We start from the raw sequence: 20,378 nt of genomic DNA, 5'->3' as shown, positions 1-20,378 counted from the left end.
GATATATGTTTAATAAGTCGATTTTTTTTAAGATTTTTGTTTATAAGATGTTTTTTGTCCTTACCTTGTCATCCGCAACGTCGTCTCTGGCTGATGATACGGAAATATTTTTTGCGCCACCAGGCGCATCCCAGGTTGTAAAGCCAAATATAATGTTTCTTATAGATAATTCTGGAAGCATGTCCGAAACAGGTGGCGGAGATAAATCCCGTTTGCAGGTTGTAAAAGATGTAACAAATTCGCTTATCGATGACATGAGCGGTGTCAATGTTGGCTTGGCAACATTCAATATCGAAGAGGACGTTGACTGTCCTTGGTATGGAACCTGCTGGGCCAAGTATAGAGGATCGAAGATTCTATCCCCACCCATGGATGTCGATGTTCAGGCTAATGTTAATTCACTAAAACTCACTGTAAATGATCTTCAGGCAGGGGGTAGTACTCCGATGGCCGAGGCACTTACAGAAGTTGGCAGGTATTTCAAGGGTGAAACTCCCTATTACGATTTTGATCCTATAGATGAAGTGATGAATGGTGAGGTTTATGATTCTCCGGTGAAATATCAATGCCAAAAGAATTATGTCGTGTTCTTAACCGATGGGGAGCCTCAGTCTGACGATAGTGATAGCTTTATCAGTGACTATATTGGAGAGAAATGTGGTACTGAGAGTTCAGGTGATGAAAATGACAACTGTCTAGATGAAGTTGCTGGATATCTTTCTTCCGGTGATCTCTTCAATAACCTTGAAGGCAGGCAGTTTGTCACAACAAGTACAGTCGGGTTTCATACCAATCAACAGCTCCTCTCCGATACAGCAGATTCTGGTGGTGGTAGTTATTATTTGGCGAGTGATGAAAGTGGGTTATCTGCTGCCTTTGATGATTTTTACCAGGCGGTTAGAGCTCAAGGAACAACGTATGTTTCTCCGGGCGTTGCGGTAAATACCTTCGATAGATTGAATCATCTAAATACCCTGTATTATGCACTATTTCAGTCTGACCTTGGCGCTATATGGAACGGAAACTTAAAAAGATATAAGTTAGAGGTTAGAGAAGGGGCAGATGGTCAAGAAAGAGCAGTTGTTGTTGATGTGAACGGGAACGAAGCTATTGACGATACAACCGGATTCTTCAAAGATTCGGCTAAGAGCTGGTGGAGCCCTGTTGTAGATGGCCCTAATGTTGGGTTAGGCGGGGCTGCGTCGCAACTTTCAGATGATGTACCGACTCGAAATGTTTTTTCTAATCTAGCCTCGAATCGCTCAGATCTGAGTGATACTCAGAACCAGTTATTGGAAAATAATAATAACTTGACAAAATCTGACTTCGGTATGCCTGGCATGAGCGATGACGATTTTCAGAAGCTCGTGCGTTGGACCCGTGGAGTGGATGTGAATGATGACGATGGGGATCAATCAACTTCTGATTCACGGAAGTTCCTCGCTGATCCTCTGCATTCGGTTCCTCAGTTGGTAATTTATTCTGCTGACCAAGATGTCAACCAACAGGACACAACTGTTTTTTACGGTGACAACCAAGGATTTATTCATGCAATTGATGGAAATTCCGGGGGAAGTTATTTTTCCTTTATTCCAAGAGAGTTGCTGGATAATCAGTCCGCACTAATGAATAGCACAGATGCTTCCGATAAAGTTTATGGGATGGATGGGTCTGTTGTTAAGTGGAGTTATGACGCAGAAAATGACGGTGAAATAGGGAGTTCTAGTGAGGACTTCGTAAGAATTTTCTCAGGTATGCGTCGAGGCGGGAAAAGCTACTATGCCCTTGATGTGACCGATAGAACTTCACCAGAGTTAATGTGGTCCATTACGGGAGGAGTTGATGGCTCTGACTATGAAGAACTGGCTCAAAGCTGGTCAACGCCAGTCAAGGCTAAGTTTGCCGATGGCACAGACGTCCTTGTTTTCGGCGGTGGCTATGATGAACAGCAGGATGATGTAAATGTGCGGACGGAAGACTCCGAAGGGAGAGCCCTGTTTATCGCCGACGCTGAAACAGGCGAACGGCTCTGGTGGGCTGGACCAAAGGGCAGTGGTGCAGACCTAGAGCTTTCTTCAATGAATTATAGTATTCCTGCGTCGCCGAAAGTGCTGGATATTAATGGTGATGGATTATTTGACCAAATTTATGTCGGTGACATGGGTGGGCAGATTTTTCGGTTTGATGTTGTCGTCACTCAAACGAATAATAAGAAAAGCGAAATTGCGATAACGGGAGGAAGGATTGCTAACCTTAGTAGTTCTCAGAGTGGGTTAAATGAGACCGAGGAAGAGAGCAATCGTCGTTTCTATCACTCTCCCGATTTGTTCGGCATAAAAATAGGAGCAAGGCGTGAGCTAGGACTGGTTATTGGATCAGGGTATCAGGCTCATCCACTCGATACGGATGTAAAGGATCGTTTGTATATGCTTCGTATTCCCGATGTAAGCGCCCCTCCAATAGATCCGGATGATCCAAATGAGGAGAGAGTGGATTATGGTGAGCCAATCACGGAGGATGATCTCTATGATGCTACAGATAACCTTATCCAAGATGGAGAGAGTGAGGAGGTTCGTGGTGACGAAGCGGCCAAGCTGGCAGGTTCTAAAGGTTGGTTTATTCGCTTGGATAATCCCGGCGAAAAAGTTTTGTCTGAAAGTACGACCGTAAATAATGAAATATTTTTTACTACTTACGAGCCAAAAGCTAGCGACGACCCCTGTTTGCCAGCTACCGGTACGTCTCGGCTCTATCATGTGTCTGCTTTTAATGGCGTAGCAGTACGAAATTATGATGGTTTGGGGTCAGATGATGAACTGACAAGGCAGGATCGATACATGACATTGAGTACAGCTGGGCTGCCACCTAGTGCACAAAGGATGAGAGTTGATGATACCGATGTCATATGCGTAGGTACTGAATGTGAAACAATTGACACCGTTCAGGGCGTGGTCGAGACCTATTGGTATGAAGATTGAGGACCTAAATATGCGAATTAATCGGGAGTCGGGCTTCACTCTCATCGAATTGATGATCGTAGTCGCAATAATCGGGATTATTGCCGCTATTGCATATCCGAGTTATACGAATCATGTAGAAAAAACACGTCGTTCAGACGCGCAGGGAGCGTTAATGGGGTTGGCCTCCGCAATGGAACGGCATTACGCGACGAATAATAGCTATCTTGGGGCCGCTAGTGGGGGGGGAGATACGGGCTCCCCCGCCATATATCCCGATGAGGCGCCAGTCGATGGTAATACTAAGTATTATGACCTGACCATAGAGTCGGCTTCTGCCGGTTCATATACTCTTCGGGCTGTCCCTAAGGGAGCCCAGGCAGGGGATGGCATGCTTGAGTTGGATTCTACTGGCGCTAGGCGTTGGGATGCAGATGGTGATTCCAGCTTTGACTCAGATGAAAATACTTGGAGTGAATAATCCATTATTTGGAGAATAAAGCGGCTCATGGGTGGGAGTCGCTTTATTTTAGCATTCAACGGTTGCTCCCCAGCTCAGCTTAATGCTTCTGTCACGATCTTCATCCGACTGGATTCGGAATCGACCTGCCATGTTGACTGCCATGTAGCTCATTACTCCATTGGTATGGCTGTCGGGACAAAGAACCAGACTACCCAGTGAGCCATGAGCAAAGCCTCTCTCGTTAAATTGGAAATACCCGCGGCCCGCAGTTCTTGAAATTATGTGATAAGGCTTTTGTATCGCGTCGAGTTGTCTGAGAATCTCTCCTGAGTCTGGTGTTTTGTCATTGTTCCGGTCAATGAAAACCGAAACCGGTCGCTTCCAGTCATCAACACATATACCTTGGTCGGATAGTGGGCATACTGTTACCAGTGATCGCTTACTGGCAGCTGACCAACGAGCAAAGGAAAAAAGAGTGTTGTACTCCTGAAGGATCGTTTGATGACGGTGTCTTTCGATCCACGCGTTCCAACCTTGGTATGCGATGCTAGAAACAATCATTAGAACGGCAATGGTCGTAATAAGCTCCACCAACGTGAAGCCAGCCAACATCTTTGCAGATTTCATGGACAGTTCCTTGTCTTGTGTTCAACGTGCGGGCGTCCTGCCCACACTGACTATAGCCTAAACTGGCGTGCGATCAATCCATCCCCAGTTTCTTCAACCGATACCTCAATGCACGAAAGCTGATACCTAATCGCCTTGCTGCGGCGTCTTGTTCCAGCGGGTAGCTTCCAGCGCCTTTTCTATAGCCTGGCGTTCGATGGTTTCCAGGAAATTTTCCAGGTCTATCTCGCCATCCGGTATGGCTGTGTTGCTTCCGTTGTTCGTTACTGGAAGCGGGGTATTGTCGATACCACCTGTGTCAGCGGCTATATCGGGTACCACCCCGCCATTCAGGTGCAGATCGTTGGCATCGATGGCATCGTCATCGCACAGGGTGAAGGCCCGCTCCAGTATGTTTTCCAGCTCCCGCACGTTACCGGGGAAATCGTAATTCTGCAGGCGGTTGACGGCATCGTGTGTCAGTGTGGCCGGCGCGCATTCGTATTCACGGGCAATGCGTTCGAGAATGTGGCGGGCCAGCAGTGAGATGTCTTCGCTCCGGTCGCGCAGTGGTGGCACCGCCAGTTCAATCACGTTGATTCGGTAGAATAGGTCCTGGCGGAAATTGCCCTGTTGTACCAGCTCAGCCAGGTGTTTATGAGTGGCACTCAACACACGGATATCCACGGGGATTTCTTTGGTGTCACCCACGGGGCGCACGGCCTTTTCCTGAATGGCACGCAGTAGTTTTACCTGCATGGCCAGCGGCAGGTCGGCCACTTCATCAAGAAACAGGGTGCCGCCGTTGGCGCTGCGAAACAGGCCGTCCTTGTTCTCGGTGGCGCCGGTAAAGCTGCCTTTCTTGTGCCCGAAGAACTCGCTTTCCATCAACTCCGAGGGAATAGCGCCGCAGTTCACGGCGATGAAGGGGCCGTCGCTGCGAGGGCCTTGCAGGTGGATCATGCGGGCGACCAGCTCTTTGCCGCTGCCGGACTCGCCACTGATAAACACCGGGGCCTGGCTGCGGGCCAGTTTTCGGGTCTGGGTGCGCAGCTTGCGGATCTGGGGCGAGTTGCCCAGTAGCAGTCCGGGTTCGTCTTTGTCGGTGTTTTGTTGCTCGTCCCGCTCGGACAGTTTCAGTGCACTGTTAACCAGCTCGCGCAGGCGTGGCAGCTCCACGGGTTTGGAGACAAAATCAAAGGCACCGGCTTTCAGTGATTCAATGGCCGTATCCATGCTGCCATAGGCGGTAATCACCGCGACAGGGGTGTTGGGCGCGTGTTGCTGGATCCAGTGCACCAGATCAATGCCGTTGCCGTCCGGCAGGTTCATGTCGGTCAGGCAAAGATGGGGCTGGTGTTTTTCCAGAAGGTTGCGGGCGCTACCCAGGTCAGCCGCGGTATGAGTGGTGATACCCATCCGAGTCAGGGTGATCTCCAGCAGGCTGCGGATATCCGGTTCGTCGTCAACAATCAGCGCAGTGTGTGTTGTCATTGTCTGTCTTCGGTTCCCTGTTGAGTGTCTAACGCCCGATGGCAGTGTGTTGTTGGTTGTGTTTCAGATCATACGCCCCGGGTGGGCGAAGGTGATGCGAAACCTGCAGCCTGGCTGATCGTCGTCAACCAGCGACAGGTGCGCCTGGTTGGCTTCGCACAGTTCCCTGGCCAGATACAGGCCCAGCCCGTTGCCGGTTTTCTCGGTGGTGAAAAACGGCTCAAATACCGAGTTATGATGTTCTGGGCTGATCCCCGGTCCGAAGTCACGCACGTCGATGTAGGCTCGCTCTCCATCGGCCGTGGCGCCTGCGTGTAATTGTATCCTGTTTTCGCCGGTCTGCTGTTTGCTGTACCGCAAACCGTTGTCACAAAGATTCACCATGACCTGCTCGATCTGGGTTTTATCAAACCTGGCCGCCGGTAAACTCGATTTAACGTACAGCTCTATGTACACCGGCGAGCCGTCATGGTCCGTCTGGCGGAATTCGGCGCGGAACTCCTCAAGCCAGGCTGCTATGTCTATGCGCCTGGCATCTGCCGCCCGTCTGCGGGAAAGGTCCAGCACGTTTTCGATAATGCCGTTCACCCGCCTGGAGTGGCGGTGAATGATGTCCAGCATTTGCCGGTCGCCCTGATCCAGGTTGGGTGACTCATCAAGCAGTTGTCCGGCATGGCTGATGGCACCCAGTGGGTTGCGAATTTCATGGGCAATGCTGGCGGTCAGTCGCCCCAGGGAGGCCAGCTTCATTTGCTGTGCTTGCTGGGTGATTTTGCTCAAATCCTCGACAAACACCAGCGTCTGGTCGCCCTGCTCCTGATCCAGCTCGGTGAAAGTAGCTTGCAGCAGCGGGGAAGTGGGCGTGGCCTGAAAAGGCTCAATGCGCTGGTCCGGATTTTCACGCCAGGCAGCCAGCCCTTCTTTCACCGCCGGCGGCAGAACCAGGGAATGGGGCAGAGTGGTGCCGGCATTTTCCTGGGCGCCGAATAGCAGTTCTTCGGCAGCGGCGTTGGCCAGCCTGACGTGCCCCCCGGCATCCAGTACCAGAATGCCGGTGCGCATGCGCTGGATAATCTGCCGGTTGATCTGCTCCAGTTCGGCAATACTTTTAGCGCGGCTGCGGGCCAGGGCTTCGCTACGGATCATCCTTTTGGAGATGCTTTGCAGCACGAACGCGGTGGCGAAATACAGGATGCCGAGGGTGCCGGCGCGCACGATGTCGTCGGCGGTTTCATGAATGGCCAGTACCGCCCAGCCGGAAATGCCCAGGGAGAAGATCGCCGACAGAGCAGCGAAGAAGGTTCCCATGCGGGTGGGATTCAGGATATTGCCCGCCGCCACGGCAACAATCACCAGATTGGCAATGCCGTTGGTGATGCCGGAGCTGGTGAGCAACAAAAAATGAAGTATGGCGATATCGACGAGGATCGACAGGGTAATGTGCCGCTCCCGGGGTTTGAAACCTGCCATCATCAGCATGCCGGTGAATACGTTCAGGGCCAGGTAACTGAAAACACCGGCCTGGTAATATTCTTCCCAGCGCAGCCGGGTGTCGGCGGTGAATGGCTCGATAAACAACAGCCCCGTGAGCATCAGGCTGATCAGCATCCGGTAGTGATTGTAGATCCGGAACAGGCGTATCTGCTGTGTATCGGCAATGGGGCCGAACGGTGACTTAACCGCCTGGGCCGAGGGTGTATGGGTGCTCATGGCCTTGATCTGCCTCTGTCGGAAACGCGGGTAAATGGATGGCCTGCAGCCAGAGAATTCCGCGCGTTGCGGCGTTATAATAGCCTTTTAACGGCAACAAGTTACAGGAGCCCTTTCATGTCGGCAGCCGGTGCAGGCAGTAGCGAATCCGTACAACCGCAAAAGCTGCGGGTGGTAATGGCCCAGCTCGATTTTCTGGTGGGCGATATTCCCGGTAACACGGAACGGATTATCGAGGCGACCCAGAGGGCCTGCGAACAACACCGGGCCGATGTGGTGGTGTTTCCTGAGCTGGCGCTGACCGGCTATCCGCCTGAGGATTTACTGTTGCGTCCCAGCATGGACCTGCGTGTGGCCGAGGCTCTGGCGCGCCTTCAGCAAGAGGCGCTGACACCGGCGATTGTCTTTGGAGCACCCCTGCGGGTTGATGGCCTGTTGTACAACGGTGCTGTGGTGATCGAAGCGGGTGAGGTGCGGGGGCGCTACCTCAAGCGTTGCCCGCCCAATTATCAGGTATTTGATGAAAAGCGCTACTTTGCTTCCGGCGCCCGGCCCCTGGTCCTGGACATCAAGGGGGTGCCGGTGGGCATTACCGTCTGTGAAGATATCTGGAAAGACGGCCCACTGGAAGACACCGCGGCCGCTGGGGCCAAGTTGGTATTGAACCTGAATGCCTCGCCCTACGACATCGACAAGCAGGCGCGGCGCAAGGCGTTGCTGGAGCGCAAGGCGGCGGATAACCGGGTGACCGTGGTGTACACCAACCTGGTGGGCGGTCAGGACGAACTGGTGTTCGACGGCGGTTCCATGGTGTACGACCACTCCGGTGCCCTGGCAGCTGAAGCGCCACAGTTCGAAGCGGGTCTGTATCCGGTGGAGTTTCTGTGTGAGCACCATTGCCAGCCGGTTGCGCAGAGCCTGCCGCCCGAGCCATCGCTGGAAGCCAATGTTTACAGCGCCCTGGTGGTCGGGGTTCGGGATTACGTGAACAAAAACGGCTTCAAGTCGGTGGTGCTGGGGCTGTCCGGTGGGATCGATTCGGCACTGACGCTTGCGGTAGCTGTGGATGCGCTGGGCAAGGACCGGGTGAGGGCGGTGATGATGCCGTTTCGTTACACCTCCAGCGCCAGTCTTGAAGATGCCGAAGCCGAGGCGAGGACATTGGGGGTCCAGTACGATGTGTTCTCCATCGAACCCATGTACGACAGTTTCATGACGGCGCTGGCTGAACCCTTTGCCGGCACCAAAACCGATACCACCGAGGAAAACCTGCAGGCGCGATTGCGGGGGGTGTTGCTGATGTCGCTGTCCAACAAGTTTGGTTCACTGGTGCTGACCACCGGCAACAAGAGTGAACTGGCGGTGGGTTATTCCACCCTGTATGGCGACATGGCCGGCGGGTTTGATGTTCTGAAAGACGTTCCCAAAACCCTGGTGTTCCGCTTGTCCCGCTACCGTAATACCGTGTCGCCGGTGATCCCGGAGCGGGTGATCACCCGCCCGCCGTCCGCCGAGTTGGCGCCGGATCAGAAAGACGAAGACAGCCTGCCGGGCTACGATATTCTCGATCAGATACTGAATTTGTACGTGGAGCGGGACTTCAGTGCCGAGGCTATTGTCGCCCAGGGCTTCAAGCCGGAAGATGTGCACAGAGTGGTACGGTTGGTGGACGTCAACGAATACAAGCGTCGGCAGGCGCCGATTGGTGTTCGGATCACCGAGAGAGGCTTTGGCAAGGACCGTCGTTACCCGATTACCAATGGCTGGAAACCGGGTAACTGAGGTGTTCGGGGCGGGGTTAATCCTCGCCCAGCAGTCCGAAGGTAACGACGTTCAGTAGCGAACGATCCTGGCGCTGTATGGCTTCGGACTGGTAATCGCCATTATCGGCGAAGACGTCGCTGTCCGGGAAATTCTTGCGCAGTGTCGCCAGTGAATCTTCGGCGGCGTCGTCCAGTTCCAGCATGCGGTAGGTGTCGGTCATCAGAATCAGCGCATCCTCAACGGCAGGTGCGGATGGATAATTCTCGACAACGTAGCGAGCCCGGTTGTTCGCCGCCAGATAGGCTTCTCGCTTGATGTAGTAGCGGGCGGCATGCAGTTCCAGATCGGCCATCCGGTTACGTACCGCAATCATGCGCTGGCGGGCATCAGGGGCGTATTCGCTGTCCGGGAAACGGTCCAGCAGGCGGGAGAAATCCCGGAACGCCTGCAGCTGTTCGCCTGGGTTGCGAGCGGCAACGTCAATCGGCAGGTATTTGGCGGCCAGGCCCAGGTCCAGATTGTAGGAAGCCAGGCCACGCATATACATGGCATAGTCCAGTTGCTCGCTTTGTGGATTCAGGCGCATAAAACGATCGGCCGCTGCCCGCGAGCCTTCCAGGTCCATGTTCTGGAAACGGGCATAAATCAGGTCAAGCTGGGCCTGCTCAGCGTAACGGCCGAACGGATAATAGGTTTCCAGCGCATCCAGGTTTTCCTCGGCCTGGTTGAAGTTGCCCGAGTTCATGGCCTGACGGGCATTTTCATAGTAGGTTTGCTCCGCTAGGACTTCCGCTTCCTCCTGCTGGGTCGCACAGCCGGTAAACGCAATGACTGTGGAAAGAAGCAGTAATCGGACAACTGATCTCATGCCGGAATCCCGTATAATGTTATGGTTTTGAATGGATGGGCCATTGTAACGGGGAACCTTGCCCATGTGCAGTGCCAAAAACATCTGCCCGGCCCAATCTGACTGAAAGGTAACCTATGTCATCCGAAAACCGCATTACCGGCCATTACACCGTGCCGCCGGAACTCAGTGGCAAGCGCCTGGACCAGGCCGCTGCCGAACTGGTTTCCGAACATTCCCGTTCGCGCCTGCAGTCGTGGATCAAAAGCGGTGCGCTGACCGTTAATGGCAAACAGTGCAAGCCCCGCGACAAAGTCATGCTTGATGACCGTCTGGAACTGGATGCCGAGCCGGAAGCGCAGGTTACCTGGGAAGCCGAGCCCATCAGCCTGGATGTCGTTTACGAAGACGAACACTTGCTGGTGATCAATAAGCCGGCGGGCCTGGTGGTGCACCCGGCGGCCGGCCATGCCGATGGCACTCTGGTCAATGCGTTGCTCAACTACGCTCCGGAAGTGGAGAACCTGCCCAGGGCTGGGATTGTGCACCGCCTGGACAAAGATACCTCCGGCATTATGGTCGTGGCCCGCAGCCTGGTGGCCCACACCTCACTGGTGGAGCAGCTGCAGACACGCACCATGGGGCGGGAATACGAAGCCGTGGTGGTTGGCTCGCTCACCGGCGGCGCCACCGTGGACGCGCCCATCGGCCGACACCCTACTGATCGCAAACGCATGGCCGTGGTGCCTACTGGCAAGCCAGCAGTGACCCACTATCGCCTGGTAGAACGCTTTGCGGCCCACACCCACGTCCGCTGTAAACTGGAGAGCGGGCGAACCCACCAGATTCGCGTGCACATGGCCCACGTTCGCCACCCCCTGGTGGGCGACCCGGTATACGGCGGTCGCCTGCGCCTGCCCAAAGGCACCAGCGATGAGCTTCGTGACGTACTCGCCGCCTTCCACCGCCAGGCTCTGCACGCCCAGAAACTGACCCTGGAGCACCCGGAAACCGGAGAAATCCTTAGCTGGGAAACGCCATTGCCGGATGATATGGTCAAACTGATCGAGGCGCTGCGTAAGCATGCCAAGGAGCTGGAGCAGAGTGCCTACTGAGGCTGTCCCCCTCATCCACCCGCAATGGCCGGCACCGGCCAATGTGGGCGCGTTATGCACCACCCGCGAAGGCGGCATCAGCCAGCCGCCCTGGGATAGTCTGAACCTGGGTTGTCACGTGGGCGACAACCCCGAACACGTCCAGAAAAACCGCCTTCGCCTGGCTCACCAGGCAGGGCTCAAAGCAAACCGTATCGGCTGGCTTAACCAGGTGCATGGCACCGAAGTGGCCGAACTCACGCCGGGCAACGTCCAGACCATTCCGGATGCCGATGCCAGCTTCACCCGCCACCCCGGTATTGCCTGCGCCATCCTCACGGCGGATTGCCTGCCGGTGATCCTCGCAGATCAAGCTGGCACCGTCGTAGGCGCCGCCCATGCCGGCTGGCGGAGCTTGTGCGGCGGCGTACTGGAAAACCTCATCGCCGCCATGGCGGTTGACCCGACCGAACTGATCGCCTGGCTCGGCCCTGCCATTGGTCCTCAAAAATTCGAAGTCGGCCCGGAAGTGCGCGAAGCATTCGTTGCCAAGAACCCCGAATCCGGCGGAGCGTTTAGTTCAGAAGGCGCCCGCGAGGGCCACTATCTGGCGGACATCTACCACCTTGCCAGAATCCGGCTAGCGGCGGCTGGCGTGACGAATGTCCATGGCGGCGGCTTCTGTACCGTTTCCGACGAGGCGCGTTTCTATTCCTACCGTCGCGACGGCCAAACCGGAAGAATGTCGACGCTGGTGTGGATAGAGCGATAGAAAGCAGTAACTTGATAAAAGACCCCTGCAATTTCGCGGGAAGGCAACTCCAAAATTCCAGGGACAGGTGGGGTAAGGCTTTCCAGAAATTTCTGCAGCAGGGATGCTGCAGATAAGCCTACATGGATGTATACACGGCGTTTTCTGGAAAGCCTTACCCCACCTGTTCAGGCACCTTTCGGCTGAAGCCCCTAAATAATCGCGGCGCTTGCATTGAGGTTGTACCTGTTCATGGCTTACACCAAAGCTTGAGAACCATAACAGGCATGACAACCGTCAAATTTCTGACGAATTTCCCCTGGGTAACTTGAAGTCCCCCCACTTGCCCCTACATTAAAGAGCAAAGTAATCAATACCCCTGAAAGTAAAGGGGCATTCAGCAAAGATTTCGGGGAAGCAAAACATGCGAATCGACAAACTGACCAGCAAACTGCAGAACGCACTGGCAGACGCCCAGTCCATCGCAGTTGGCAAAGACCATAACCAGATCGAGCCTGTCCACCTCATGCAGGCCCTTATGGACCAGCAAGGCGGTTCCATCAAGCCACTGCTGAAACAGATTGGCGTTGAGCCCGGCCGCGTGCGCCAGGCCATCGCCCAGGAAATCGAAAACCTGCCGGAAATCCAGAACAACACCGGCGACGTCACCATGTCCAACAACATGGGCCGCCTGTTCAATATTGCCGACAAGCAGGCGCAACAGCGGGGCGACCAGTTCATCTCCTCCGAACTGGTGTTGCTGGCGGCCCTGGAAGACCGAAGTTCCCTCGGTCGCATCCTGCGAGAACAGGGTGTGGACAAAACCGCGCTGGAAAATGCCATTGACCAGGTGCGCGGTGGCGAAAGCGTGGACGACCCCAACGCCGAAGAAAGCCGCCAGGCGCTGGACAAATACACCATCGATCTCACCGAGCGGGCTGAGGCTGGCAAGCTGGACCCGGTCATCGGCCGCGACGACGAAATCCGCCGCACCATCCAGGTGCTGCAGCGTCGGCGCAAGAACAATCCGGTACTGATCGGCGAGCCCGGTGTTGGTAAAACCGCCATTGTGGAAGGCCTGGCCCAGCGCATCGTGAATGGCGAAGTACCTGACGGGCTCAAAGATAAAAAGGTCCTCTCGCTGGATATGGGCGCACTGATTGCCGGGGCCAAGTTCCGTGGCGAATTCGAAGAGCGACTGAAAGCCGTACTGAACGAGCTGGCCAAGCAGGAAGGGCAGATCATCCTGTTTATTGACGAAATCCACACCATGGTGGGTGCCGGCAAAGCCGAGGGGTCCATGGATGCCGGCAACATGCTCAAGCCCGCACTGGCGCGCGGTGAACTGCACTGCGTCGGCGCCACCACGCTGGACGAGTACCGGGAAAACATCGAGAAAGATGCGGCCCTTGAGCGCCGCTTCCAGAAAGTGCTGGTCAGCGAGCCCAACGAGGAAGACACCATTGCCATCCTGCGCGGCCTGAAAGAGCGTTACGAGGTCCACCACGGGGTGGAAGTGACCGACGGCGCCATCATTGCCGCCGCCAAGCTGTCACACCGTTACATCACCGATCGCCAGTTGCCCGACAAGGCCATTGACCTGGTGGACGAAGCGGCCAGTCAGATCCGAATGGAAATGGATTCCAAGCCCGAGGCCCTGGATCGTCTGGAGCGTCGCCTGATCCAGCTGAAAATCGAGCGCGAGGCCCTGAAAAAAGAGACTGATGCGGCTTCCAAAAAACGGCTGGAAGAATTGTCAGCGGTGATTACTGGTGTGGAGCGGGAATACGCTGACCTGGAAGAGGTCTGGAACACTGAAAAAGCCGCTCTGCATGGCTCCCAGAAGATCAAGAGCCAGTTGGAGCAGGCCCGGATTGACCTCGAAAACGCACGCCGGGCGGGCGATCTGGGCCGAATGTCCGAGTTGCAATACGGCCAGATCCCGGAACTCGAGCGCCAGCTCGACATGGCCAGCCAGGCGGAAATGATGGAAATGAAACTGTTGCGCAACCGGGTGACCGACGAGGAGATTGCCGAAATCGTCTCCAAGTGGACCGGCATCCCCGTGTCCAAAATGTTGGAGGGCGAGCGCGACAAGCTCATGCGCATGGAGGAAGCCTTGCATGATCGGGTGATTGGCCAGGACGAAGCAGTGGAAGCGGTATCCAATGCGGTACGTCGCTCCCGCGCGGGCCTCTCGGACCCTCATCGGCCCAACGGTTCGTTCCTGTTCCTCGGCCCGACCGGGGTGGGTAAAACCGAGCTGTGTAAATCGCTGGCGGCGTTCCTGTTCGACACCGAAGAGGCTATGGTGCGTATTGATATGTCCGAGTTCATGGAGAAACACTCCGTGGCACGGTTGATTGGCGCGCCTCCCGGCTATGTCGGTTACGAAGAGGGTGGTTACCTGACCGAGGCGGTTCGTCGTCGTCCTTACTCGGTGTTGTTGCTGGATGAAGTGGAAAAAGCCCACCCGGATGTCTTCAACATCCTGCTGCAGGTTTTGGAGGATGGCCGCTTGACCGACGGTCAGGGGCGCACGGTGGATTTCCGCAACACCGTGATCGTGATGACCTCAAACCTTGGCTCGGACATCATCCAGCAGAAAGCGGGTGAGGAAAACTATGAGGCCATGAAGAGTGCGGTCATGGAAGTGGTCGGCACGCACTTCCGGCCGGAGTTCATCAACCGTGTGGACGAAGTGGTGGTGTTCCATCCGCTGGCCAAGGACCAGATCCAGGGCATTGCCCGTGTACAGATCGATAACCTGGCCAAGCGCCTGCGGGACCAGGATATGAAACTGGACCTGGGCGACGATGCCATGCAGTTGCTGGCGGAAGTGGGCTATGACCCGGTTTACGGTGCAAGACCGCTCAAGCGGGCCATCCAGCGGATGATCGAGAACCCGCTGGCCCAGAAGTTGTTGCAGGGCGAGTTTGTGCCAGGCGACACCATCCGGGCCTCGGTCGAGGACGGTCAGCTGACGTTTGCCAAGGGCTGACCGCTCAGGCTGGCGGGGCGCTGAAAGGATTCAGCGCTCGGCCCCGGTTTCCTCCGGGTTGCAGTTTTCTTCTGCGATATCCTCAAACTTCTGACGCTGTTCCTCGATCTCTTCAGGCGTCAGGTAACGCAGTTCCCCGTCCATTTCCGCCCGGATCCGCGCGTTGCGGTTGATCATTTCAAGATTCGAGCGGGCGGTCGCGCAATTGGCTTCTCTTTGTTTGCGGCGGGCTTCCTCCACTGCGGTTTCTTCCCGCTTTTGTTGCTCACCCTGGCGCTGTTTTTCCAGCTCATTCAGTCTTTCCTGAGGGCCGGGGCGGGCCTCTCCCGAACCTGAGGGTTTGCTGGTACGAATATTGACCTGTTCTACCTTGTTGCCGGAGGGTTGCCGGTCACCGAAATGCGTAACACCGTCTTCGTCGGTCCATTTGTAGACGGATTGGCCGTAGGCCAGTGCCGGGGTTGCTGCCATCAGGGCTGCCAGCATCAGAATTTTTCGGTTCATGTCTCTGTCCGTTGTTGGTTTGCTTCCTGCGGGTAACTTGCCACCGAAAAGTATGGCTTGTCTTCGGCCTGGTTCAAATATCTTTGATTTGAGGCCGGGGCCGGTCCAGTATGCCAGACCAGTCGGTAAAATGGTGGCAATAACCGCTGCCTGCTATTGACAGGGAGTCAGGCCCTGTCAAAATTGCGGATTGCCTGAAACTGGGGGTAATACGGCAGGTAATCCCGGGCACGTATCCCTCGTTTATCACCACACTGAGCGTGGCGCAGACCGCCGCGCGCTGGTTGTTGCTTACGAGCAACCCAATGATTGGCCGCTCTCCGCAACCCTCAGGAGGTCGGCCGGCCAGGAGACAACCTCTTTAATTGCAGGTGTGGAGGAGTAGCCGGTTCCGCTTTCACAAGAAGCAGGGAAACCGAGAATCCAGGCAACCGGGATGAACCCGGCTCATTCACTCGTAGAAGAGGGTAGATATCGTGGAGTTATTGTCTGGCGCCGATATGCTGATCCGCTCCCTTCAGGATGAAGGGATCGAGAACATATACGGCTATCCGGGTGGTGCAGCGCTGCATATTTATGATGCGCTGTTCAGGCAGGACAAAGTCAAGCATATTCTGGTCCGGCACGAGCAGGCGGCGGTTCATATGGCCGACGGCTATGCACGGGCGACCGGAAAACCAGGTACCGTACTGGTGACCTCGGGTCCTGGAGCCACCAACACTATTACCGGCATTGCCACCGCTTTCATGGATTCCATCCCCATGGTGGTTCTTTGCGGTCAGGTTGCATCCTCGCTGATTGGTGAAGACGCCTTCCAGGAAACCGACATGATCGGCGTTTCCAGGCCGGTGGTGAAGCACAACTTGAGCGTGCGCCATCCGCAGGACATTCCTGAAACCATCCGCAAGGCCTATCACATTGCCTCGACCGGTCGTCCCGGCCCGGTGGTGGTCGATATCCCCAAGGATATGACCACTCCGAACGAGCGCTATGAATATTCCTATCCCAAGAAGGTCAAGCTGCGCTCCTATAACCCGGCTGTTCGTGGCCATTCCGGCCAGATCAAAAAAGCCGTGGACATGTTGCTGGCCGCCAAGCGCCCGGTGATTTATGCCGGCGGCGGCGTGATCCTGGGGAAAGCGACCGAGCAACTGACGGAATTGACCCGTCTGCTGGGGTATCCGATCACCAACACGCTGATGGGCATTGGCTGTTATCCTTGCTCAGACAAGCAGCACCTTGGATGGCTGGGCATGCATGGCACCTATGAGGCCAACATGACCATGCACCACTCGGATCTGATCCTGGCCGTGGGTGCACGTTTTGACGACCGTGTCACCAATGCCACCGAGAAGTTCTGCCCGGGCGCGCGCATTGTGCATATCGACATTGATCCGGCCTCGATCTCCAAGACGATCGATGCGGATGTGCCCATTGTCGGGCCGGTGGATTCGGTGCTCAATGAAATGCTGTCGCTGGTCAAGGGCGCCAAGGAAAAGCCGGATGCCGACGCACTGGCCGCCTGGTGGAAGCAGATTGACGAATGGCGTGCGTTCCACGGCATGCGTTATGAAACCAGCGATGATGTGATCAAGCCGCAGGAAGTGGTGGAAATGCTGAGCCGGCTGACCAATGGCGAAGCGTTTGTGACCTCGGATGTGGGGCAGCACCAGATGTTTGCGGCCCAGTACTACAAGTTCGACAAGCCGAATCGCTGGATCAACTCCGGTGGTCTGGGCACCATGGGCTTTGGTCTGCCGGCAGCCATGGGCGTCAAACATACCCACCCGGACGACGAAGTGCTTTGTATCACCGGTGAAGGCAGTATCCAGATGAACATTCAGGAACTGTCCACCTGCAAGCAGTACGATCTGCCGGTGAAGATCATCAACCTGAACAACCAGGCACTGGGTATGGTCAAGCAGTGGCAGGACATGAACTATGAGTCCCGTCACTCCCAGTCCTATATGGAGTCTTTGCCGGACTTCATGAAGCTGGTGGAAGCGTATGGCCACGTAGGCATTCGCATTGAACGCAAAGAAGATCTCGAGCCCAAGCTCAAGGAAGCGCTGGCAATGAAAGACAAGCTGGTATTCGTCGATATCCTGATCGACCGGTACGAGCATGTCTATCCCATGCAGGTTGCCCGCGGTTCCATGAAGGATATGTGGCTCAGCAAAACGGAGAGGGTGTGATCATGCGTCGAATCATTTCTGTTTTGCTGGAAAACGAGCCGGGTGCTCTGTCGCGGGTGGTTGGGCTGTTTTCCCAGCGCAACTACAACATTGAAACCCTGACCGTTGCACCTACCGAAGACGAAACGCTGTCTCGCCTGACGGTAACCACCACGGGGTCCGACAAGGTGATCGAGCAGATCACCAAGCAGTTGAACAAGCTGATCGAGGTGGTGAAGCTGGTGGATCTGACCGAGGGTTCCCACATCGAGCGCGAGCTGATGCTGGTGAAACTTAAGGCGACCGGATCCCAGCGTGCGGAAATCAAACGCACGGTGGACATATTCCGGGGGCAGATCGTGGATGTCACCAGCTCGGTGTACACCGTGCAGCTGGCCGGCAGCAGTGACAAGCTGGACGGCTTTGTTCAGGCGGTGGGGACGTCCGGTGTGCTGGAAGTGGTACGCACCGGGGTGTCCGGTATTGCCCGCGGCGAAAAAGTTCTCAGCCTGTAACGGCTGTTATTGCAGATTTATTTGAAAACCATGGCCCGGCAAGGGCCATCACTGACAAGAGGTTTCCATGCAGGTTTATTACGATAAGGATTGTGATCTTTCCATCATTCAGGGCAAGAAAGTTGCCATTCTGGGCTTCGGCTCCCAGGGCCACGCGCACGCGTGCAACCTGAAAGAGTCTGGTGTTGATGTAACCGTGGGTCTGCGCCCGGGTTCTTCCTCCATCCCCAAGGCTGAAGCCTATGGCCTGAAGACCGCGGACGTTCCGACCGCCGTTGCCGGTGCCGACGTGATCATGGTCCTGACCCCGGACGAGTACCAGGCGCAACTGTACAAGACCGACATCGAGCCGAACCTGAAAGAAGGCGCGACCCTGGCGTTCGCCCACGGTTTTGCTATCCACTACAACCAGATCGTTCCGCGTAAGGACCTGGATGTCATCATGGTGGCTCCGAAGGCACCTGGCCACACGGTTCGCACCGAGTTCGAGCGTGGCGGCGGTATCCCGGACCTGATCGCGATCTTCCAGGACGCTTCCGGCACTGCCAAGAACCTGGCTCTGTCCTACGCCAGCGGCATTGGCGGTGGTCGTACCGGTATCATCGAAACCACGTTTAAGGACGAAACCGAAACCGATCTGTTCGGTGAGCAGGCCGTTCTGTGTGGTGGTGCCGTTGAGCTGGTCAAGGCTGGTTTCGAAACCCTGACCGAAGCCGGTTACGCGCCGGAAATGGCTTATTTCGAGTGTCTGCACGAGCTCAAGCTGATCGTTGATCTGATGTACGAAGGCGGTATTGCCAACATGAACTACTCCATCTCCAACAACGCGGAGTATGGTGAGTACGTGACTGGCCCCGAGGTCATCAACGAGCAGTCCCGCGAAGCCATGCGCAACGCACTCAAGCGCATCCAGAGCGGTGAATACGCCAAGATGTTCATCTCCGAGGGCGACCTGAACTACCCGTCCATGACCGCGCGCCGCCGTCAGAACGCTGCCCACGACATCGAAGTGGTGGGTGAGAAGCTGCGTTCCATGATGCCGTGGATCACCGACAATAAAATTGTCGACAAGGACAAAAACTGATCCATTCAGGTGGAGCAGTTTTGAAAGCGCGGCCCGAGTGGCCGCGTTTTTCGTTTATACTCCGCACAAATGTTTTCCGGAGTGAGTGGACATGACTGAAGAAAACAAACAATCGGGAGAGGCAGAGGCATCCCGGCAGGATGATATCGCCATTGAAGAAGGTGAGGTCGTTGAAGAGGAGCTGGTGGAGGGGGCCAAGGTGCGCCGCAAAGGCATTTACCTGTTGCCCAACGCGCTGACCACCGCCTCTCTGTTTTCCGGATTCTATGCCATCGTCGCTGCCGCCAACGGCATTTTCGACAATGCAGCTATCGCCATTTTTGTCTCCATGGTGCTGGATGGTCTTGATGGCCGTGTAGCTCGAATGACCAATACCCAGAGCAAGTTTGGTGAGGAGTATGACAGTCTCGCCGATATGGTGGCCTTTGGCGTGGCACCCGGGCTGGTGGCCTTTTTCTGGTCACTTAACAGCTTTGACAAGATCGGCTGGGTGATTACTTTCGTTTATCTGGCCGGTGCGGCGCTCCGACTGGCACGTTTCAACACCCAGATCGGCTCGGTCGACAAGAAATACTTTGTCGGGCTGCCGAGCCCGGCCGCCGCCGCGTGCGTGGCGGGGCTCGTATGGTGTTTCCACCAATTCGAAACAAGCACCTGGCTGACCTTGCTCACCATGGTTGTGGTTGGTGGTGCTGGCGTGCTGATGGTGAGCAATATCCTCTACCCGAGCTTTAAAGATCTGGATTTGCGTGGCCGGGTCCCGTTCGCGGCGATCCTGCTGGTTGTGCTGGCTTTTGTCGTTATTGCGCTCGATCCGGCAACCGTGCTGTTTGCGGCATTTCTGCTTTTTGCCTTGTCAGGACCGGTGCGGGCGTTGTTCAGGGGCAAGCCAAAGAAGGCGTGAATCAGGCTGGCCTTGTACGTGTAAACCGAAGTTCAGAAAGTTTTTTCCGAAAGCGCGTTGACAGGAAATCTGCGGTCTGTAGAATGCGCATCTCGCTTGAGGCACGCCCCGGATTGCGGGGGTGGCGAGAGCGAGTTAACCGCTTGAAAGTTTTAGAGAAAGACGATTTAGAGATTCTTTAAAATAGCGGTTGACAGGGTGCGAATTCGCTGTAGAATGCGCACCACTTCTGAGGGGGTCAGCCACGGCGGCTTCCTGGGGAGGTTGGCCACTTTGGTCTTGAGGGATTTCGGTTTTAGGCGCTTGAGTCGCTTCGAAAAATCTTCAAAAAAGTGGTTGACAACAGCGAGGCGGGATGTAGAATACGCAGCCTCGATTGAGCAGCAGCTCAACGCTCTTTAACAAGTGAACCAAGTAATTCGTGTGGGCGCTGGCCGAGGTATTTCGGACACGAAATATCAGGACAGTGACTCGTCGAAATTGAGTTTTGTCTTGAGCAAGAATTAAGAA

At 55.5% G+C, this 20,378-nt stretch carries 16 protein-coding genes; 10 read left to right on the top strand and 6 right to left on the bottom strand.

The window, feature by feature from the left end:
- Positions 1-5 precede the first annotated feature (5 nt).
- Together BMZ63_RS12405 and BMZ63_RS12400 are read left to right on the top strand one after the other, a co-directional pair.
- Positions 6-2,978, top strand: a complete 2,973-nt coding sequence (locus BMZ63_RS12405) for a PilC/PilY family type IV pilus protein (protein ID WP_227663587.1) — start codon at positions 6-8, stop codon at positions 2,976-2,978.
- On the top strand, positions 2,968-3,438 hold the full coding sequence (locus tag BMZ63_RS12400; protein ID WP_091705940.1) for a type IV pilin protein: 471 nt from the start codon (positions 2,968-2,970) through the stop codon (positions 3,436-3,438). Before BMZ63_RS12405 ends, BMZ63_RS12400 begins: the two co-directional genes overlap by 11 nt.
- A 48-nt stretch (positions 3,439-3,486) precedes the next feature.
- On the opposite strand, the gene BMZ63_RS12395 is transcribed toward BMZ63_RS12400, so the two are convergent.
- The 4 genes from BMZ63_RS12395 to BMZ63_RS12385 all read right to left on the bottom strand — a co-directional run bounded on the left by BMZ63_RS12395 (position 3,487) and on the right by BMZ63_RS12385 (position 7,230).
- Positions 3,487-4,047, bottom strand: coding sequence for a GspH/FimT family pseudopilin (locus BMZ63_RS12395; RefSeq protein ID WP_091705938.1), 561 nt, complete (start codon positions 4,045-4,047; stop codon positions 3,487-3,489).
- Positions 4,048-4,120: 73 nt separating this feature from the next.
- Positions 4,121-4,171: a hypothetical protein gene (locus tag BMZ63_RS15310; protein ID WP_425319897.1), complete on the bottom strand. Its 51-nt coding sequence runs from the start codon at positions 4,169-4,171 to the stop codon at positions 4,121-4,123.
- Between the two features lie 2 nt (positions 4,172-4,173).
- A complete protein-coding gene (locus BMZ63_RS12390) occupies positions 4,174-5,520 on the bottom strand; it encodes a sigma-54-dependent transcriptional regulator (RefSeq protein ID WP_425319896.1) in 1,347 nt (448 codons plus the stop codon).
- Positions 5,521-5,583: 63 nt separating this feature from the next.
- Positions 5,584-7,230: a sensor histidine kinase gene (locus BMZ63_RS12385; RefSeq protein WP_091705937.1), complete on the bottom strand. Its 1,647-nt coding sequence runs from the start codon at positions 7,228-7,230 to the stop codon at positions 5,584-5,586.
- Positions 7,231-7,347: 117 nt separating this feature from the next.
- Here BMZ63_RS12385 and BMZ63_RS12380 point away from each other — a divergent pair, with 117 nt between their 5' ends.
- On the top strand, positions 7,348-9,012 hold the full coding sequence (locus BMZ63_RS12380) for an NAD+ synthase (protein ID WP_091705935.1): 1,665 nt from the start codon (positions 7,348-7,350) through the stop codon (positions 9,010-9,012).
- Between the two features lie 16 nt (positions 9,013-9,028).
- On the opposite strand, the gene BMZ63_RS12375 is transcribed toward BMZ63_RS12380, so the two are convergent.
- Positions 9,029-9,862, bottom strand: a complete 834-nt coding sequence (locus BMZ63_RS12375; protein WP_091706164.1) for an outer membrane protein assembly factor BamD — start codon at positions 9,860-9,862, stop codon at positions 9,029-9,031.
- A 116-nt stretch (positions 9,863-9,978) separates the two neighbouring features.
- On the opposite strand from BMZ63_RS12375, the gene rluD reads away from it, so the two are divergent.
- The 3 genes from rluD (at position 9,979) to clpB (ending at position 14,687) form a co-directional block, all read left to right on the top strand.
- A complete protein-coding gene (rluD, locus tag BMZ63_RS12370) occupies positions 9,979-10,956 on the top strand; it encodes a 23S rRNA pseudouridine(1911/1915/1917) synthase RluD (RefSeq protein ID WP_091705933.1) in 978 nt (325 codons plus the stop codon).
- Entirely contained in the window at positions 10,946-11,707 is a 762-nt protein-coding gene (pgeF, locus tag BMZ63_RS12365) for a peptidoglycan editing factor PgeF (RefSeq protein WP_227663585.1), read from the top strand. Before rluD ends, pgeF begins: the two co-directional genes overlap by 11 nt.
- Before the next feature lie 403 nt (positions 11,708-12,110).
- The gene (gene clpB, locus BMZ63_RS12360; RefSeq protein ID WP_091705930.1) at positions 12,111-14,687 is read left to right on the top strand and encodes an ATP-dependent chaperone ClpB; all 2,577 of its coding nucleotides are present in this window, start codon (positions 12,111-12,113) and stop codon (positions 14,685-14,687) included.
- A 30-nt stretch (positions 14,688-14,717) separates the two neighbouring features.
- Here clpB and BMZ63_RS12355 read toward each other — a convergent pair whose 3' ends face one another.
- Positions 14,718-15,191 (bottom strand): DUF4124 domain-containing protein, encoded by a 474-nt coding sequence (locus tag BMZ63_RS12355; RefSeq protein ID WP_091705929.1) that lies wholly within the window; start codon positions 15,189-15,191, stop codon positions 14,718-14,720.
- Between the two features lie 476 nt (positions 15,192-15,667).
- Between BMZ63_RS12355 and BMZ63_RS12350 the strand changes: the two genes are divergently transcribed.
- The 4 genes from BMZ63_RS12350 to pssA all read left to right on the top strand — a co-directional run bounded on the left by BMZ63_RS12350 (position 15,668) and on the right by pssA (position 19,868).
- Positions 15,668-17,386 carry an acetolactate synthase 3 large subunit gene (locus BMZ63_RS12350; protein WP_091705927.1) on the top strand — a complete coding sequence of 573 codons (1,719 nt, stop codon included), beginning with the start codon at positions 15,668-15,670 and terminating at the stop codon, positions 17,384-17,386.
- Positions 17,387-17,388: 2 nt separating this feature from the next.
- The gene (gene ilvN / locus BMZ63_RS12345; protein ID WP_091705925.1) at positions 17,389-17,880 is read left to right on the top strand and encodes an acetolactate synthase small subunit; all 492 of its coding nucleotides are present in this window, start codon (positions 17,389-17,391) and stop codon (positions 17,878-17,880) included.
- A gap of 67 nt (positions 17,881-17,947) precedes the next feature.
- A complete protein-coding gene (gene ilvC / locus BMZ63_RS12340; RefSeq protein WP_091705924.1) occupies positions 17,948-18,964 on the top strand; it encodes a ketol-acid reductoisomerase in 1,017 nt (338 codons plus the stop codon).
- Positions 18,965-19,055: 91 nt separating this feature from the next.
- Positions 19,056-19,868: a CDP-diacylglycerol--serine O-phosphatidyltransferase gene (gene pssA, locus BMZ63_RS12335; protein WP_091705922.1), complete on the top strand. Its 813-nt coding sequence runs from the start codon at positions 19,056-19,058 to the stop codon at positions 19,866-19,868.
- The last annotated feature ends 510 nt before the right edge of the window (positions 19,869-20,378 follow it).

Source organism: Marinobacter persicus, assembly GCF_900114155.1.
GTDB lineage: Bacteria > Pseudomonadota > Gammaproteobacteria > Pseudomonadales > Oleiphilaceae > Marinobacter > Marinobacter persicus.
The sequence above is the reverse complement of the archived record's forward strand: the minus strand, read 5'-3'. Positions and strand labels throughout refer to the sequence as shown.

Coding starts and splice junctions, on each gene's coding strand:
- BMZ63_RS12405 (WP_227663587.1), top strand. CDS start 6: ATGTTTAATAAGTCGATTTTTTTTAAGATTTTTGTTTATAAGATGTTT.
- BMZ63_RS12400 (WP_091705940.1), top strand. CDS start 2,968: ATGAAGATTGAGGACCTAAATATGCGAATTAATCGGGAGTCGGGCTTC.
- BMZ63_RS12395 (WP_091705938.1), bottom strand. CDS start 4,047: ATGAAATCTGCAAAGATGTTGGCTGGCTTCACGTTGGTGGAGCTTATT.
- BMZ63_RS12390 (WP_425319896.1), bottom strand. CDS start 5,520: ATGACAACACACACTGCGCTGATTGTTGACGACGAACCGGATATCCGC.
- BMZ63_RS12385 (WP_091705937.1), bottom strand. CDS start 7,230: ATGAGCACCCATACACCCTCGGCCCAGGCGGTTAAGTCACCGTTCGGC.
- BMZ63_RS12380 (WP_091705935.1), top strand. CDS start 7,348: ATGTCGGCAGCCGGTGCAGGCAGTAGCGAATCCGTACAACCGCAAAAG.
- BMZ63_RS12375 (WP_091706164.1), bottom strand. CDS start 9,862: ATGAGATCAGTTGTCCGATTACTGCTTCTTTCCACAGTCATTGCGTTT.
- rluD (WP_091705933.1), top strand. CDS start 9,979: ATGTCATCCGAAAACCGCATTACCGGCCATTACACCGTGCCGCCGGAA.
- clpB (WP_091705930.1), top strand. CDS start 12,111: ATGCGAATCGACAAACTGACCAGCAAACTGCAGAACGCACTGGCAGAC.
- BMZ63_RS12355 (WP_091705929.1), bottom strand. CDS start 15,191: ATGAACCGAAAAATTCTGATGCTGGCAGCCCTGATGGCAGCAACCCCG.
- ilvN (WP_091705925.1), top strand. CDS start 17,389: ATGCGTCGAATCATTTCTGTTTTGCTGGAAAACGAGCCGGGTGCTCTG.
- ilvC (WP_091705924.1), top strand. CDS start 17,948: ATGCAGGTTTATTACGATAAGGATTGTGATCTTTCCATCATTCAGGGC.
- pssA (WP_091705922.1), top strand. CDS start 19,056: ATGACTGAAGAAAACAAACAATCGGGAGAGGCAGAGGCATCCCGGCAG.